This window comes from Shewanella sp. 10N.286.51.B8, assembly GCF_041469325.1.
Lineage (GTDB): Bacteria > Pseudomonadota > Gammaproteobacteria > Enterobacterales > Shewanellaceae > Shewanella.
Window position 1 is genome coordinate 106,335 of sequence record NZ_JBFRKG010000025.1, and the last position, 16,633, is coordinate 122,967.

Annotated in this window: 18 protein-coding genes; 4 read left to right on the forward strand and 14 right to left on the reverse strand. The window is 42.5% G+C overall.

Annotated features, from left to right (window positions below):
• Positions 1-219 precede the first annotated feature (219 nt).
• The gene (locus AB4160_RS10250; protein WP_372004511.1) at positions 220-1,875 is read right to left on the reverse strand and encodes an amidohydrolase family protein; all 1,656 of its coding nucleotides are present in this window, start codon (positions 1,873-1,875) and stop codon (positions 220-222) included.
• A 383-nt stretch (positions 1,876-2,258) separates the two neighbouring features.
• Here AB4160_RS10250 and AB4160_RS10255 point away from each other — a divergent pair, with 383 nt between their 5' ends.
• From AB4160_RS10255 to AB4160_RS10270, 4 genes are all read left to right on the forward strand, one after another.
• A complete protein-coding gene (locus AB4160_RS10255) occupies positions 2,259-3,110 on the forward strand; it encodes a GGDEF domain-containing protein (RefSeq protein ID WP_303458965.1) in 852 nt (283 codons plus the stop codon).
• Positions 3,111-3,338: 228 nt separating this feature from the next.
• Positions 3,339-3,704, forward strand: a complete 366-nt coding sequence (locus AB4160_RS10260) for a hypothetical protein (protein ID WP_102439005.1) — start codon at positions 3,339-3,341, stop codon at positions 3,702-3,704.
• A gap of 115 nt (positions 3,705-3,819) precedes the next feature.
• A complete protein-coding gene (gene rimI / locus AB4160_RS10265; RefSeq protein ID WP_102439003.1) occupies positions 3,820-4,293 on the forward strand; it encodes a ribosomal protein S18-alanine N-acetyltransferase in 474 nt (157 codons plus the stop codon).
• A gap of 60 nt (positions 4,294-4,353) precedes the next feature.
• Positions 4,354-4,572: a DUF6500 family protein gene (locus AB4160_RS10270; protein WP_076543093.1), complete on the forward strand. Its 219-nt coding sequence runs from the start codon at positions 4,354-4,356 to the stop codon at positions 4,570-4,572.
• 70 nt (positions 4,573-4,642) lie between these two features.
• On the opposite strand, the gene lipA is transcribed toward AB4160_RS10270, so the two are convergent.
• From lipA to lptE, 13 genes are all read right to left on the reverse strand, one after another.
• Positions 4,643-5,608 carry a lipoyl synthase gene (lipA, locus tag AB4160_RS10275; protein ID WP_076543094.1) on the reverse strand — a complete coding sequence of 322 codons (966 nt, stop codon included), beginning with the start codon at positions 5,606-5,608 and terminating at the stop codon, positions 4,643-4,645.
• A gap of 1 nt (position 5,609) precedes the next feature.
• On the reverse strand, positions 5,610-6,260 hold the full coding sequence (gene lipB / locus AB4160_RS10280; protein ID WP_076543095.1) for a lipoyl(octanoyl) transferase LipB: 651 nt from the start codon (positions 6,258-6,260) through the stop codon (positions 5,610-5,612).
• 102 nt (positions 6,261-6,362) lie between these two features.
• Positions 6,363-6,629 carry a DUF493 family protein YbeD gene (gene ybeD / locus AB4160_RS10285; protein ID WP_076543127.1) on the reverse strand — a complete coding sequence of 89 codons (267 nt, stop codon included), beginning with the start codon at positions 6,627-6,629 and terminating at the stop codon, positions 6,363-6,365.
• A gap of 278 nt (positions 6,630-6,907) precedes the next feature.
• Positions 6,908-8,098, reverse strand: a complete 1,191-nt coding sequence (locus tag AB4160_RS10290) for a serine hydrolase (protein WP_076543096.1) — start codon at positions 8,096-8,098, stop codon at positions 6,908-6,910.
• A 281-nt stretch (positions 8,099-8,379) separates the two neighbouring features.
• Positions 8,380-9,195 (reverse strand): septal ring lytic transglycosylase RlpA family protein, encoded by an 816-nt coding sequence (locus tag AB4160_RS10295; RefSeq protein WP_102439167.1) that lies wholly within the window; start codon positions 9,193-9,195, stop codon positions 8,380-8,382.
• A 49-nt stretch (positions 9,196-9,244) separates the two neighbouring features.
• Entirely contained in the window at positions 9,245-10,276 is a 1,032-nt protein-coding gene (mltB, locus tag AB4160_RS10300; protein WP_102439001.1) for a lytic murein transglycosylase B, read from the reverse strand.
• 95 nt (positions 10,277-10,371) lie between these two features.
• A complete protein-coding gene (gene rodA / locus AB4160_RS10305) occupies positions 10,372-11,484 on the reverse strand; it encodes a rod shape-determining protein RodA (protein ID WP_102477087.1) in 1,113 nt (370 codons plus the stop codon).
• Positions 11,481-13,337 carry a penicillin-binding protein 2 gene (gene mrdA / locus AB4160_RS10310; protein ID WP_102477088.1) on the reverse strand — a complete coding sequence of 619 codons (1,857 nt, stop codon included), beginning with the start codon at positions 13,335-13,337 and terminating at the stop codon, positions 11,481-11,483. Before mrdA ends, rodA begins: the two co-directional genes overlap by 4 nt.
• A 95-nt stretch (positions 13,338-13,432) precedes the next feature.
• Entirely contained in the window at positions 13,433-13,903 is a 471-nt protein-coding gene (gene rlmH / locus AB4160_RS10315) for a 23S rRNA (pseudouridine(1915)-N(3))-methyltransferase RlmH (protein ID WP_076543100.1), read from the reverse strand.
• Positions 13,903-14,232 carry a ribosome silencing factor gene (gene rsfS / locus AB4160_RS10320; protein WP_076543101.1) on the reverse strand — a complete coding sequence of 110 codons (330 nt, stop codon included), beginning with the start codon at positions 14,230-14,232 and terminating at the stop codon, positions 13,903-13,905. The genes rlmH and rsfS overlap by 1 nt, the downstream gene beginning before the upstream one ends.
• 119 nt (positions 14,233-14,351) lie before the next feature.
• Positions 14,352-15,077 (reverse strand): nicotinate-nucleotide adenylyltransferase, encoded by a 726-nt coding sequence (gene nadD / locus AB4160_RS10325; protein ID WP_102438995.1) that lies wholly within the window; start codon positions 15,075-15,077, stop codon positions 14,352-14,354.
• Positions 15,074-16,105, reverse strand: a complete 1,032-nt coding sequence (gene holA, locus AB4160_RS10330) for a DNA polymerase III subunit delta (RefSeq protein WP_102438993.1) — start codon at positions 16,103-16,105, stop codon at positions 15,074-15,076. The genes nadD and holA overlap by 4 nt, the downstream gene beginning before the upstream one ends.
• Positions 16,105-16,599, reverse strand: coding sequence for an LPS assembly lipoprotein LptE (gene lptE, locus AB4160_RS10335; protein WP_102438991.1), 495 nt, complete (start codon positions 16,597-16,599; stop codon positions 16,105-16,107). The genes holA and lptE overlap by 1 nt, the downstream gene beginning before the upstream one ends.
• Between the last annotated feature and the right edge of the window lie 34 nt (positions 16,600-16,633).

Genomic DNA, 16,633 nt, shown 5'->3' on the forward strand with positions numbered 1-16,633 from the left:
AATGAGGTTGGTAGTAACCTTGTTATAGCTATAAACGAGAGCAAATTTGAAAAGGGTTAATTTATTGAATTTTATTTTTGACGCGATAAAACCTAATTATGAAAAGTCAGTTTTTACTAAGCACTTTTTAGGCGTTTAATGCAAAATATGGGCGTAAAAAAGCCTAGTTAAATTAATCGCTAGGCTTTTAGGTTAGGCATATCGACAATGATTGCGGCGTTATTCTACTCGCTCACCATCAACCCAAGTTTCCAGCACCTTAGTTTTCCAAATATCTTCAGGGTTAATAGCGAAAATATCTTTATCAATCAGAATAAAATCTGCTTTGTGCTTAGGGGCAAGTTGGCCAATCATTTGCTCTTGATGGGCGGCAAAAGCGGCGTGGGTGGTAAATGTGGCTAGGGCTTCGGTTAAATTCATACTTTCGCGGCGATACCAGCCATCAACAGGTTGGTTGTCGTGATCTTGACGAGTTACCGAGGCATGTAAGCCATAAAAAGGATTTGGTGACTCAATAGGGAAGTCAGAACCTGCGGCGATAATCGCATCGGCTGATAGTAACTTACGCCAAGCATATGCACCTTTTATGCGGGCATTGCCAATTCTATCTAATGCCATATTTTTATCACTGGTTGCATGAGTTGCTTGCATTGATGCAATGACATTGAGTTGAGCAAAACGCGGGATATCACTGAGTTGTAAAACTTGGGCATGTTCTATGCGATGGCGTAAATGACGGCTGTTACTTGTGGCAATATTCGCTTGGTAATGATCCAATACTATTTTATTGGCATGATCGCCAATGGCGTGAGTATTGACCTGAAAGCCTGCATCCATCGCCTGTTGTATGGTATCGCCGAGATCTTTTTTTGAATAAAGTAATAAACCTTTGTGGCCAGCTAAATCGCTATAGTCTTCAATTAACGCAGCGCCGCGACTACCAAGGGCGCCGTCGGCAGAAATTTTCACACTGCTGATGTGTAACTTATCTGAGCCTAATGCCATCGGACCTGCTTGCATCATCTTGTTAAATTCAGGATCTTCAGCATCTATCATGGCGTAAACGCGAATTGGCAGTTTATTGGCATCATTAAGCGCTTTATAAGCTGCGATAGTGTCACTGCCAATACCAGCATCATGGACACTTGTTAACCCCTGCTTAGCCAGCGAAGTAAGGGCTGTTAGCAGTACTTCTTGTTGCTCGTCGATAGAAGGTTGTGGGATTTTAGCGGTAATAAGACTCATGGCATTATCAATAAATACCCCTGTCGGCTGGCCATCAGCATATTTGATAATTTCACCACCTTCAGGGCTGATGGTGGCAGAAGTAATACCGGCTATTTTCATCGCAGCGCTATTTGCCCAGCCAGCATGACCATCAATGCGGATTAACCATACTGGGGTATCGGGAAATACTTTATCCAGTGAAGCTGCAACGGGGAAGTTTTGTTGTGGCCATAACACTTGGTTCCAGCCGCGTCCTTGTATCCATTGCATTGTTGGTTGTAATTGCCTAAATGCTACAACAGTTTCAACGGCTTGTTGTTCAGTCACGCTGCCACGTAACTGGGCTCGCATCAGGCTTAATCCATAGCTTAAAACATGACCATGCGCATCGATAAGGCCTGGTAGTAAGGTTTTGCCTTGTCCATCAATTCTTACAATACTGGTGTTAGTACTGTAGGGAAGATGTTCATTTTCAAGGTAGATTTTTTCAATGACATCGCCGTTAAATTGTAATGCCTTAAACTCAACTAATTTACCATTACTGACAGTGTAGCCATTGATATTATTGATAAGTTTACTTTGGGCAAGGCTTGTTAACGGGGGAAGGCAAAGGCAAGTAAGTAATAGTAATTTATAGTTCTTAAGCATGATTAAACCGGTCCATGTTCTTATTATTTGTGTTTTTAGCGTATCTTAAATACAAAATGCCACACTGTTACCAAAATGTTAACTGCTTTGTTTTGAAAAGAGACCTTTGATTCTAGGGCTGTAGCACTTTGGTGGTTAATATTCATCTCGAAAGCGCAATGCTCCCTCTTTATTTAGTAGGCCGTTGGCTAAACCTTGAATATCGATGGTTGCGATGAACTGGTATACTTTAAATTATGTAATAGGTTAATATATAACAATATTTATATTAATTAACCTTATCGGTTTCAGTGAATTCCAACGCCAATGTCTTTTATGGCAAAGAGCTTCGAGAACTGAATAAAATGAATCGAATGTGATTTTGACAACTGTTTGGGTGTGCTATGGATTATGTTGCTTTATTTTTGGTGCTGGTTGGAAGCATCGGGCTGGTGTTATCGTTACGCCCAGCTTATGCCATCTGTGCTTATTCTCAGTTTAGTAATAAAGGCTGGTTGACGCTGTTATTGTTAATTGGATTATTTATTGTCAGTTACCTCAGTTATTTATCTTTATTATTTAGCTCTACCAGTGAGATTGATTTTATACAATTAGTAGTGGCTGGTATTTTCTTCGCTGGCGGCGGGTTTGTGTACTTGGTGACGAACCTAAGTAAGCAAACAATTATGGATATTGATGTGTTATTGCAGCAAAAGCACCATCAAGCGAACCATGATTTGTTAACCACATTAGCCAATCGTCAGCACTTTTATCGCCATATGGATCAAATGTTAGCGCTAAAAAGTGAAGGTTTTTATTGCTTAATGTTAGACATTAACAATTTTAAAATGATTAATGACACGTTTGGGCACCCAGAAGGGGACCGAATTTTAACAGTGATTGCCCAGCGGATCTTGCAAGTCGTACCTGAAAATAGCTTAACGGCCCGTATTGGCGGTGATGAATTTGCGATTATTATTCCTGATACCGCCACTCTGAATATTTCTGATGTGGCGAAAGATATTGAAACTGCACTATTAATTGACATTCCTTGTGCTGGACATTTGATTGTCATTGCCGCCAGTATTGGAATTTCTCAGTATCCAGAGGATGGGCAAGATAGCAAAACCTTAATTAAGTATGCCGATATCGCCATGTATCACGCAAAAAAGAATGAAATGCCCCATCAGTATTATCAATCTCATCTACCGACAACCACACTACCTGAATCTGTTTTAGATGTTGAAAAGAGTTAAGGGATCATTATTCTTAAAACTAGAATCGCGAGTGGTGAATATCGCTCATTCTGAAGAACCTAGGGCTCCTATTAACCAGATATGTATTTACCAAGGTTTTTAAATTATTGCGGTTTTTTGTTGTTAAGGCTTTAATTGGATTAAATCTACCCGCTCAAGCTGATTTGCTCTCACATTGTGGTTAATGAACTGCTATTCTAGTGACGAGATCATTGATAGAGAATTACTATGGAAAAATCAGCTTTTTTAGATGCCATGGGCGTAACCCGTTGGCGCAGCGCTGATAGCCAAGGCAAGCCGTATTTAATTATTCATGATGACGGTGATGATATTAGCCAGCATAGTTTGGTTAAAAGCGTGTTGTCGCTATTACATATTGATGAGTCACAATGTGAGTTTGATACTGAAATGGTCAAAGGCATGCAGGTGATTTGGGATATGCGCAAAATGCGCGTCCGTCCACGAGTGGCTTGGATTATTACCGATCCTATTGAGGCGTTATTGCAAGGCCATCAAGGTAAGAGAGACCTGTGGCAACAGCTTGGTTTGCAGCTTGATAAAACGGCTTCGATTGATACAGATAAGTCAGCTTAGAATTTAGTTACTGACATTGACGATATAAAACAGTGATTATTTAAAGCTTCGATTATTTAAAGCTTCGATTATTTAAAGCTTCGATTATTCAAACTTCCACTATTGAAGAAACCTTATGACTTCAGCTTCTCCTCAAACAAGTTTAACAATTTCGTTATTATCTCCTGAAAACACAGCTGCAATGTTTGAAATTGAGTCTGCTGCACATTCTCACCCTTGGAGTTTAGCAAGCTTAGAAGACTGTTTTGGCCGCTTATATCGCGTTTATGGAGTCTTTGATAAAGATGAGCTTATTGGTTTTGCCATTGTGCAGCAAATTGTCGATGAGCTGACGTTATTAGATATTTGTATTGCGCCGAATCAACAAGGAAAGGGTCTAGGAAAGCAGCTACTTAATCATGTTATCTATGATGCTAAAGTGAAACAGGCAGTGGTGGTGATGTTGGAGGTTCGACAGTCTAATCTTGCTGCAATTGGCTTGTATAATACATTAGGTTTTGTTGAAGCAGGTCGCCGCACGGGTTATTACCCAAGCGTAACTGGCCGTGAAGATGCTATCTTGATGGATTACAGGTTATTGCCAGAATAAATGACTGAATGAATCATATGCTGAGTAAATTAATATTGTTAAACCAATAAAGAGCGTTAAATGAGAGAGTCGTTAAGAGCCAAAATAATCCAAGTGTGCGATAAAAAAATTGCCGCCAAAGGCGATAATGTTGGTTTATCATTTTATGCCTTTTTTGCCAATAAGAACGATGACCCGATATTATTGATGGAAGCTGCGACTTGGTGGATTGAAACTCATCAACTTGATCATTTCGTTAAAGCCCATGTGATTAAAGCAATGGTTCAAGCTGGTAAGTAATACTATTAATAACAGACATTAAAAACGGCGCTCTAGGCGCCGTTTTAGTCTCTTAGGAAGCAAATAAAGCTTACTTCACTTCTTTACCTTGCGCTTGTAAATCCGCATGGTAGCTTGAACGTACAAGCGGGCCACAGGCTGCATGGGTAAAGCCAATCTCGTCAGCTAATGCTTTTAGCTCATCAAACTCTGCTGGTGGCACGTAACGCTCAACCGGTAAGTGGAACTTACTTGGTTGTAAGTATTGACCTAAGGTTAACATCTCGACGTTATGAGCACGTAAATCACGTAATACATCGGCGATTTCTTCGTTTGACTCCCCTAAGCCCATCATTAAACCTGACTTAGTTGGAACATCAGGGTGACGGTCTTTAAAGCGTTTTAGTAAATCCAATGACCACTGGTAATTTGCCCCTGGACGCGCTTTACGGTAATGCATTGGCGCTGTTTCAAGGTTGTGGTTGAACACATCTGGTGGCTCAGTGGCTAAAATATCTAAAGCGGCGTCAATACGGCCACGGAAATCAGGCACTAAAATTTCAATTTTAATTTCAGGATTTAAGATGCGGATTTCACGAATACAATCAGCAAAGTGCTGTGCGCCGCCGTCACGTAAATCATCACGATCTACAGAGGTGATCACCACATATTTAAGCTTCATATCTTGAATGGTTTGCGCGAGTTTCTTAGGCTCAGCTGCATCAGGCTTTAGTGGACGGCCGTGGGCAACATCACAAAAAGGGCAACGACGAGTACAAATCGCCCCTAAGATCATAAAGGTGGCAGTACCGTGGTTAAAGCATTCAGCAAGGTTAGGGCATGAGGCTTCTTCACATACTGAGTGCAAACCGTTTTTACGCAGTGCTGATTTTATATCAGTAATTCGCTGGTTTGATGCAGGGAGTTTTACTCTTAACCAATCTGGTTTACGCAACATGGTTTCACGTTCAGATGGAACCACTTTAACAGGGATACGCGCGACTTTTTCAGCATCACGCAATTTAACACCGGGTTGTAATCTTTCAGGCCTATTCATTTTATTCTGCTAATCCTTGATGATGTACAAGTTCTTGGTAGCCTAATACTTGGCTTAATGTTTGAATCAGTTTGTCGCCAGCTTCAGTCACGGTTTGTGGGCCGCCTAAGGCTTTGCATTGCACCATTTCAAGTCCGGCATAACCACAAGGATTAATGCGCAGAAATGGTGCTAAATCCATATCGACGTTGAGGGCAAGGCCATGAAAAGAGCAGCCTTTACGAATGCGTAACCCTAATGACGCGAGTTTTCGCTCGTCAACATAGACACCGGGTGCATCTGCTTTGGCGTAAGCATTGACATCGTACATGGCGAGCATATCAACGATGCTTTGCTCGATATTATTCACTAATTGTCTCACACCGAGTTTACTTCTTTTTATGTCAATGAGTGGATAGACAACCAGTTGGCCGGGGCCGTGATAAGTGACTTGTCCGCCGCGATCCACTTGGATCACTGGGATATCGCCAGGATTGAGAATGTGTTCACTTTTGCCTGCTTGGCCTTGGGTGAATACCGGTGAATGTTCAACTATCCATAGCTCGTCGTTGCTGTCACTGTCGCGATTGTCAGTGTAACTTTGCATGGCATGCCAGACCGACTCGTAATCTTGGCGGCCAAGATGCCTGATATGTAACGTCTGAGTTTGCAAGGGCAAGCTCTCCCTCAAAAAAGTTGGCTTATTATACGCACCTATCACTGAAATAACATCAAAGTGATAGGTGGATCACGTTTTATACCATTTTGAGCGGTGTTAAAGTACGCGGTTTACACCTTCAATTGCAGCAAGATCTGTATAAACTTGCTCAATATGTTCTTTACTGGTAACAGTAATACGAATTGATACTGCGTAGTAGGTGCCTTTGCTTGATGCTTTGACTGTTGGCGCATAATCGCCAGGTGCGAGTTTTTGCGCTACAGCAACGATGCGATCAGCTAAGGTATCGTCAGCATTACCGATGACTTTGAATGGGCATGAATTTGGAAAATCCATTAGTTCGCCAAAGTTTGTTTCTAACATGTGTTTGCTCTCTACGGTTGAATGCGCCTGTTTGTAGATATTACAGCAGGTACAGTTGAAGCTGTTATCACTTCTATATGGGGTAATTATACTGTAATACAAGTCTGCGAGCAGCGTTTGATGGTCATTTTTACTGCGCCATTGTAATTTATTACCTAAGGCGTTAGTTTTGCGCTGCTGCTTCGATAACAATAAAGCCACCCGAAGGTGGCTTTATTGTAGATATCAGTTTGTTTAACTGACCATTTTACTAATTATTTAGAAAATAGCTTAGCTTATTATTCACCAAACCAGCCTTCAAACATTTGCTTGAAGTAATCCATCAATTTGCTAAACCAGCTGCCTTCATTGACTTCATTTAAAGTGACTAATGGGAATTGAGCTATGTCTTTGCCATCTAATTGGAAGAAAACACGGCCAACAGTTTCGCCTTTCGCTAACGGCGCCGTTAGTGGCTTAGTTAGCTCAAAGTTTGCTTGTAAGTTTTTAGCTTGACCGCGATTAATGGTAATAGGCGTGTCGGTAACGACACCTAAATCAACCGTTTCACGATCACCATACCAGATTTTTTGGGTAACAAAGGTGTCGCCAGCTTTATATGGGGTAATGGTTTCAAAGAAACGGAAACCGTAGTTAAGCAGCTTTTTGCTTTCAGCTTTACGGGCTGACTCGCTGTTAGTACCCATCACCACGGTAATGAGACGCATACCGTCATTGGTTGCTGAAGACACTAAGTTGTAACCCGCACCTGATGTATGGCCAGTTTTGATGCCGTCAACATTAAGGCTGTTATCCCACAATAGGCCGTTACGGTTATATTGTTTAATGCCGTTAAAGGTGAAAGATTTTTCTGAATAAACACGGTATTCATCTGGCACATCACGAATTAACGCTGCGCCTAGCAATGCCATATCATAGGCGGTGGTTTTGTGATTATCAGAATCTAAACCATGTGAGTTTTCAAAGTAACTTTGGGTCATGCCCAGTTGCTTTGACCATGAGTTCATTAAGTCAACAAAGCCATCTTCGGTGCCGGCGATATGTTCTGCCATTGCCACACAGGCATCGTTACCTGATTGAATAATAATGCCGCGGTTTAAATCTTCGACCGTGACAGTTTTACCCACTTCAATAAACATTTTTGACGAATCTGGGAAGTTTTTAGACCAAGCTTTTTTACTGATGGTTACTTCATCATCTAAAGAAATATTACCGACTTTAACTTCATGACCAATAACATAACTGGTCATCATTTTAGTTAAGCTAGCAGGGTTAAGTGATTCATAGGCATTGCTTTCAGCAATCACGCGCCCTGAATTGTAATCCATTAGAACATAAGCTTTAGCGGCGACAGTCGGCGCATTAGGCATAACCATAGGTGCATTAGCTGCGTTGGCTGCTTGAGATGAAAAAGATACCGCAGAAAGCAACAGCAAAGATTTTAGGGGAGTGTTAACAATATTCATCATTAAATTGGCACATCTCTGGTCAATGTAGAAGGTGACGTCGTTTAGGGTTTATTTTTAACTTACCGTGTTTGATGTGCTAGTGAAAGCACCAACAAACGCATTTATCAAAAATAGCATAAAAACCAAGCAAGATTATTACTTTAAAGCATCTTTAGTAGGTTTAAATGAATAAACGACATAATTAAAAACATTATATCATTAGTCGCTGACAATTTGACATTAAGCTTCATTAACATAAATAAACTGTCAGGCAGGTTAATTTATTATTTTTCAAAAACTGGTTATTTTTTAGGGTACATCATATAGCTATTAGGGTGGCCATCTTGTTTTAGCTGCACTAATACTTTATTCGCTAAATAACGCTGTCCAATTGGTCCGAGTTGCAGGCGATAAAAGCCATTAGCCGCTTCAACTTTTGCCGGCACTTGGTACTTTTGTTCAAGCTCTTTTGCCAGCACATTAATCCGCAGCAGATCTTTAGAGGCCACCACTTGAATAAAATGCACGCTGGAGTCTTTTAGTTCATCTAGTGCCATTGATTCTGGTGACTCAATATGAATGGCTTCAATGCTGACTTTAGCGGTGCCTTGCTGCAACATACCAATTTTGTAGGCCGCTGCGTAGGATAAATCAATGATGCGCCCTTCATGGAATGGGCCACGATCATTGACTCTGACAATCACTTGTTTGTTATTAGCCTCATTAGTGACTCGCACATAACTTGGTAATGGCAAGGTTTTATGGGCTGCTGACATGGAGTACATATCATAGGTTTCGCCGTTTGATGTTAGGTGACCATGAAACTTTGACCCATACCAAGAGGCGCCGCCCGTTTGTTTAAAACCTTTCGCGCTCGACATCACCTGATATGACTTGCCGCGCACAGTATAGTTTTGCTGGTTTCCTTGGCGACTATAGGGCTCATACTTTGGGTGGGCATCTTCAACCTTACTGACATCGGGGGCACTTTTAGGGGCGCGATCATCTTTGAGCTGATAGCGGTCATCTTGGCTAGTTGGCGTCGGTGAACTTGAACACGCAGCCAATGCACCGCACAACCCAACCACGGCGAGACTAATGAGTGACTTTTTTAGCATGTCATATTTAATGTGACAGTTTATTTGACCGTTCATGTGAGTGCGCATCTTATTTGTTGTCATGTGCAGGGGCTGCACCTGAGTGGTACGCAGCTGCTAATTGCTGGCTAAATTGATATACCGCCATGGCATATAGTGGGCTGCGATTGTAGCGGGTAATCACATAAAAGTTATTAAGCCCTAACCAGTAGTCTGTTGCTTTGGGTTGCTCAAGTTTGATCAGTAATGCAGATTGCGAAGCATCAATATCTTTGGCAACCGCTAGGGATAAACTTGGGGTCAAGATATCAGCCACAGTTTGTGTCGGCTTGCCTTTAAGCCATACCTTGGCTTTAGGCGCGGTTTCAACGGTGTGATTTAATTTAAGGGCAACAGGTGCGCCTTTTTTCCAGCCGTGTTGGTGGAAATAATTAGCAACACTACCAATAGCATCCGGCTTACTATTCAATAGATCTCGGCGGCCATCACCGCTGAAATCAACCGCGTAGTGACGATAGCTTGAAGGAATAAACTGGCCATAACCCATAGCGCCAGCGTAAGAGCCTTTAAGGTTGTCATTATCTAATTGCTCTTCTTTAATTAATGACATCAGGTTGCCAAATTCTTTCCTGAAAAAGGTGGCTCTAGGAGGATAGTAAAAGCCTAATGTATACAGCGCATCTTGTACTTTATAGTTACCCATGTAGCCGCCGTAGTAGGTTTCGATACCGATAATGGCAACAATGATTTGCGGGTCAACTTGGAATTTTTCTGAGGCCTGCTTGATGGTTTCAGCATTTTGTTGCCAAAAGGCTAAGCCTTTTTCTAAACGGGAGTCAGTTAAAAAGATGGGATAGTATTGGTGCCAAGGTTTGGCTTCCCAAGGTTTGGAAATAGCATCAAGTACGGCTTGATTATGATTAGCAGATGATAGGAATTGCTGAACTTCTTGTTCGGTAAAGCCCTTGCTCACTTGTTCAGTGATAAAAGCCTGTTTTAGTGCGCTGACTTCTTGCTCTGTTGGCGGCGTTGGCGCCGCAAAAAGTGTTGTTGAACTGAGAAGTAATGCCAGCGCTGTTGCGATTTTAGTTGTTATTTGCATTTAAGGTCCTGTGTAATTGGACTACCGCTAAGTGATGTCAATTCAGCTGTGCGGCAGTTTTCCTTATTAAGTTATTTCATTAGGTTTGGCTGGGATTACCTATCCACAAAGCGTCTATGGGTTTGAATACTCATCAGAATGCCAAAACCTATCATCAATGTCATCATCGAGGTGCCGCCATAACTGATTAAAGGTAAGGGCACTCCCACAACAGGTAAGATGCCAGATACCATACCAATATTGACGAAAATATAAACAAAGAAGGTTAAGGTAATACTGCCTGCCAGTAAGCGAGCAAAGGAGGTTTGCGCTCGCGATGCGATCACCAAGCCGCGGCCGATGATATACATATACAGGGCAAGTAACAGTAAACTGCCGATCAGGCCAAACTCTTCACCGATAACAGCAAAGATAAAGTCGGTATGGCGCTCTGGTAAAAACTCAAGTTGTGATTGTGAGCCTTGCAGCCAGCCTTTACCCCATAGACCACCTGAGCCAATGGCGATTTTCGATTGAATAATATGATAACCCGCGCCGAGAGGGTCGCGCTCAGGATCAAACAAGGTCATCACCCTAGTGCGCTGATAGTCGTGCATTAAGAAGTACCACAGTACCGGTAAAAAGGCTAAAACCGCGGTCACACAACTGCCGACAATTACCCAGCTCATGCCTGATAAAAACAGCACAAAAATCCCCGAAGCGGCGACCAAAATTGAGGTGCCTAAATCAGGTTGCTTAGCAATCAGTAACGTAGGAATTAGCAGAATAACCAAACCACCGGCTAAATAACGTTTTTTCGGTGGTAGCGGAAATTTACTGATGTACCACGCCATAGTAATAGGGAAGGCGAGTTTGATAAGTTCTGATGGCTGAAACTCCATAAAGCCTAAGTTTAGCCAGCGCTGTGCGCCCTTATTAATGGTGCCAAAAAAGTGTACCCCTAGCAGTAGGATGATACCTGCCACGTAAATGGGTAAAGCCCAGCGCCTGAGAATTTCAGGGTTTATTTGGGCAAAGATAAACATGACAAATAATGACAAGCCAAAGCGGGTTAATTGCCTTTCCATCATGGCAAAGTCTTCACCGCTGGCAGAATAAATCACAAACAAGCCAAAAATCATTAGCGCGAGTAGGCCCAACAATAACGGTAAGTCTATGTGTAGTTTTTGCCAAATAGTCTGTTTGTGTGGGTGGTGTGAGGTATTCATTGTTCCACCATCCATTGATCTCGTAACATGTATTCATCCAATAGCGCCCGGGCGACAGGTCCAGCATTGACTCCGCCCCAGCCAGCATTTTCAATAACCACCGCGAGAACAATCTTAGGGTTTTCATAAGGCGCGTAGGCAATAATTAAGGCGTTATCTCGTAAAAACTCTGACACGGTATCAGCATCGTATTTTTCATCTTGGGCAACACTAAATACCTGCGCAGTACCGGTTTTCATTGCTGCGGTATATTTGGCATCAGTAAAGCGAGACTTATCAGCCGTTTTTCGCATCGCTTCGTTAATGATTTCCCAGTTATTATCATCGTTTAATTTTATTGGTTCACGCTCATCAATCGGGGTATCGATTTTAGCGGTGTCATCTTTAAATGATTTTAATAAATGCGGCGTATAACGGGTGCCGTGATTGGCTAAAATGGTGGCGGCATTAGCAAGCTGTAATGGTGTAGAGGTCCAGTAGCCTTGACCAATACCCACCGAAATCGTATCACCAATATACCAAGGCTGATTGTAACGCATGCGCTTCCAATCTTTTGATGGCATGATGCCGTTGGCTTCTTCGTAGATATCAATGCCACTTGATTCGCCAAAACCAAATTGGTTCATGAAATCAGCAATCTTATCGACACCGACTTTATAGGCTAAGTCATAAAAGAAGGTATCACAGGAGTCCATGATGGCACTGTATACATCAACCCAGCCGTGGCCCCAGCGTTTCCAGTCGCGGTATTTACGTTCGACATTGGGGATTTGCCAAAAGCCTGGATCCCAGATGCGGGTTTTTTCGCTAATGGCTTTTTGTTCTAAGCCCAGTAGTGCAATATGCGGTTTTACTGTTGATGCTGGTGAGTATTGGCCTTGGGTTGCACGGTTGATAAGAGGGCGTGATTTATCGTTTAGTAGTGCGTTATACGCCTTGCTGCTAATACCGTGAACAAATAAATTAGGGTCATAACTTGGGCTTGATACCATCGCAAGTACGCCGCCATCTTGTGGATCGATTGCAACCACTGAGCCGCGGCGACCATCTAATAGTTCCATAGCTTTTTGCTGTAGTTTTAAATCTAAGGTGAGGTAAATATCTTGCCCAGGCGTTGGCGGGGTCACCTTCAAGGTGCGGATCACGCGGCCACGGTTATTCACTTCTTCTTCAAGGTGACCAGGGGTGCCTAATAATAGGCTCTCATAGAACTTTTCAATCCCCTGTTTGCCAATATCATTAGTGGCGGCGTAATTTTTCCAGGTACCCGATTTTTCAAGAGATGCGCGATCACGGGTGTTAATTTTACCCACATAACCCAATACGTGAGTCATCAAATCTTCATAGGGGTAATGGCGTTTAAGGCCTGCTTCGACTCTAAAACCGGGGAATTGATGTTGGTTAACACTGAATGCGGCAACTTGCTCTTCAGTTAATCGGCTTTTGATGGTTAATGGTTTAAAGCGGCGATGATAACGTAATCTTTCAGTGATACTTTCACGCTCTTCTTCAGTAAGGGCAATAACCTCATTGAGTTTATCTAGGGTCGCAGTAATATCTTTAGACTTTTCTGGGATGACTTCTAGGGTATAAAACGGCTGGTTTTCAGCAAGCAGTTGGCCGTTACGGTCGTAGATTAAGCCGCGACTCGGGGCTACGGGCACAACGCGGATACGGTTGTCATTAGAGCGGGTTTCATAATCAGTGTATGAGACAACTTGCAGTTGATAAAGGTTAGACAGTAAAACACTGATGAGAATAAACACGCACAGGAAAGTGAACAAAGCACGACGTTTGAATAGCGACGCCTCGGCAGCGTGGTCGTGCATGGCAATGCGCTTTTTTGGCGACACTTAAGCTTTCTCCGATGAGATTCAGGCTAATAAATTCAGATTTGTTATATTAGCTGAATTAGCTTTGCTTTTACCAGAGCCTTGACCAATAAGGTTTACTCTCTATGGTAGGGGTGGTTGTTATTTATACTCCATGCTCGATAAAGGCTTTCGGCAACCAGTACTCGAACTAATGGATGGGGCAAAGTGAGGGCGGATAAACACCAGCTTTGGCTTGCAGCAGCTTTGCATGCTGGCGCAAGACCTTCAGGACCGCCAATCAATAAACTGACATCACGGCCATCAAGCTGCCATTTGCTGAGTTGCTCGGCAAGTTGTGGGGTTTCCCAGTTCTTACCAGGCAAGTCTAGGCTTACAATGTGATTGCCTTTGGGTACTGCTGCTAGCATTAGTTCGCCTTCTTTTTGAAGAATGCGTGCTATATCAGCATTTTTACCGCGCTTTCCTGCGGGGATCTCAATCAACTCTAACGCCATATCACGAGGAAAACGACGTTGGTATTCTTCAAATCCGCGGGTTACCCAATCTGGCATCTTGGTGCCAACAGCAATCAGTTGTAACTTCATTATGCGTTGTTTTCAGACCATAGTTTTTCTAGATCATAAAACTCACGTGTTTGGTCTTGCATTACATGTAAGATTACGCCACCTAGATCAACCAGTACCCATTCACTGCTCTCACGACCTTCAACACCTAATGGTTGTAAGCCTGCAGTTTTAGATTCAACGATCATATTTTCCGCAATTGCGCGAACGTGTGTTTTTGATGTGCCAGAGCAAATAACCATAAAATCAGTGATTTGTGATTGTTCTGCAACGTCTAATACCACAACGTCTTTGGCTTTCAGGTCATCGATTTTATCGATAACAAAATCTTTTAATTCCGTGCTCTGCACGTCACTTACCTCGATATATAAAAATAACGGGGCATTATACGCAAAATACCTATGCGAGCGCAATTGAAGCTGAAATTGATTTTAACAGCAGCGATTTTTGAGTCGGGAATTACGAGGGGTTAACGGTAAAGTTGATGTTGTAAAATATAGGCTTGGATGCACGCTGGGAGTTTTTTATTTAATGAGCCTTTTGCTAATTTCAAAGAGCCATCAGCGGAAAAATGAGTGCTTTGTGCGAGTAGTTTAGTGCTTTGGGTGGGTAAGTGAGTTTCGTTAGCCATTAACTGAGTCAGCTGCGCCCTTATTTCAGTAGAGGAGATATCTTGCAAGGTCACTTCAACTGGGAATATATTGCCAACTTTAGCCTCAATCGACTCAGCTTGCTGACAATCTACTTGCTTTTGTTTAAGCAGTTGCATCATCGGATGGTCATGGCTCGCTGACCAACCAGGGCGGCGACAAACCACCAAATGGCACAGGGCAAATAATTGCTGCCATTGATACCATGACGCTAGCTGAATAAAAGAGTCTGTGCCCATTATGAAATAAAATTGATGCTGGGGATAACGCTGGGTTAATAACTCAAGAGTGGTCACAGTGTAAGATGGACTATCACGATTAATTTCGATATCACACACTTCAAGCTCATCATATTGCTGACAAACTAACTCAGCCATAGCTAAGCGTTGCTCACTGCTAACTTTAGTGGTTTGTTTGTGAGGCGGGATATGATTAGGCATTAGCCAAATTTTGTCTAAATTGAGCTGTTGTTTTACTTCAATGGCAGGTTTGATATGACCATAATGAATGGGATCAAAGGTGCCGCCTAAAATCCCAATCTTCATGTTTGCAGTTCTATATGGGCTAATCGTCTGTGGGCATTAGGATCAAATAACAGACTTAAATGGCTGATAGCGGTCCAATCTTCTACCCCATGCTGCTTGAGGTTGCGCTCAATTTTTGAGGCAAAGGCTAGCATGTGTTCGATTTGACTGAGGCTCAGTCGGGTTAATGCCGCTTGATAAAAGGGTTTACGCTTATCCCAAATACGATGTTTAGACCATAAACTATTCAGTTGCTCGCCTTGCTCTACTGCAGATTTTAAACTGAGTAATACATTTAACTCTTTAAACAATGCCCACATTAGAATTGGCATCGCAGTGCCTTCAGCATTAAGCTGTACCAACATATGCTGGGCATGTTTTTGGTGGTTTCCTAGTAGCGCATCGGTTAACTGAAACACAGTAAAGCGCGACTGATCTTCAAAATAATCGTTTAAATGATCGCTGTGGATTGGCTTATCAGGGCTGAGTAATTGCAATAATTGCAAGGCTTGCTCAGCAGCCAACAAATTACCTTCAAACAAGTTAAACAGCATGGCTTTGGCGTCCATCTGCACCTGTAACTTGTAAAAATGAATGCGATTATCTAACCAGCGCTGGAACTGTTTCCCTTCAGGGGTAGCGCAAGGTAAATAAATACCGTCGTTATCAAGGGATTTAAACCATTTGCTTTTGGTTTCAGCAGATATCTTTGGCCCATGGATAATCAGAATAATATCCGGATTAGGATTTTGCATCATGGCTGTTAACGCTGCCGAACCTTCGGTGCCAGGTTTTGCTTGGGGAAGCGTCAACTCGATGATGCGGCGACTGGCAAATAAACTCATTGATTGCCACTCTTGTTGCAAATCATTCCAGCTAAAGCTGTTGTCTTGAGTTAAATGTACCCGCTCTTCAAAACCTTGTTTTTTAGCCGCGCTGAGAATTTGTGCTTTGCAGTTTTCAATTAACCATGGGTCGTCACCAAAGAGTAAATAACAACCATGGAGTGTTTTGAGATGCTGATTTAATTGATCTGGGTAAACCCGCATCAATTCACCTCGATTGAGGCCAGAGTTTGGATAATATTATCAGCCGCTTGAATACGCATTTCTTTGACTAACATTTCCATTTCTCGGCTTTTTGCTAGTGCTGTACGCGGATCGTCTTGATAATCACGGCGAATTTCAGATACGAATCGCTGTGGCTCGCTGCCTGGGAACATAACAGTGTAATTAACCACATAAATAAGCTCATACTCAGCTACGTTACCCGTAGGATATAAAGACAGGGTAGCACGCTCTAGTGAGTCATTGATGAGGCTTAAAGTGGGTGTTTCATCTGATGCGGGTACTGTTGCCACACGGTGAATACGTAAGCGTTCATTAACTAGACGGGTCAGTTCACTGTATTGGTCATTGGAACGCAGGTGCAATTCTTCAAGTTCGGCAGGAATTGAATAGCTACGTTGTAATTTAAAGCCGCAACCAGCACTGGTCATAATGACGAGCGCCAACAAGGCCAAGTTAATGCGTTTAATTAGCATCACTGTTTTTGGCATCCTTTAACTGTACATGCAT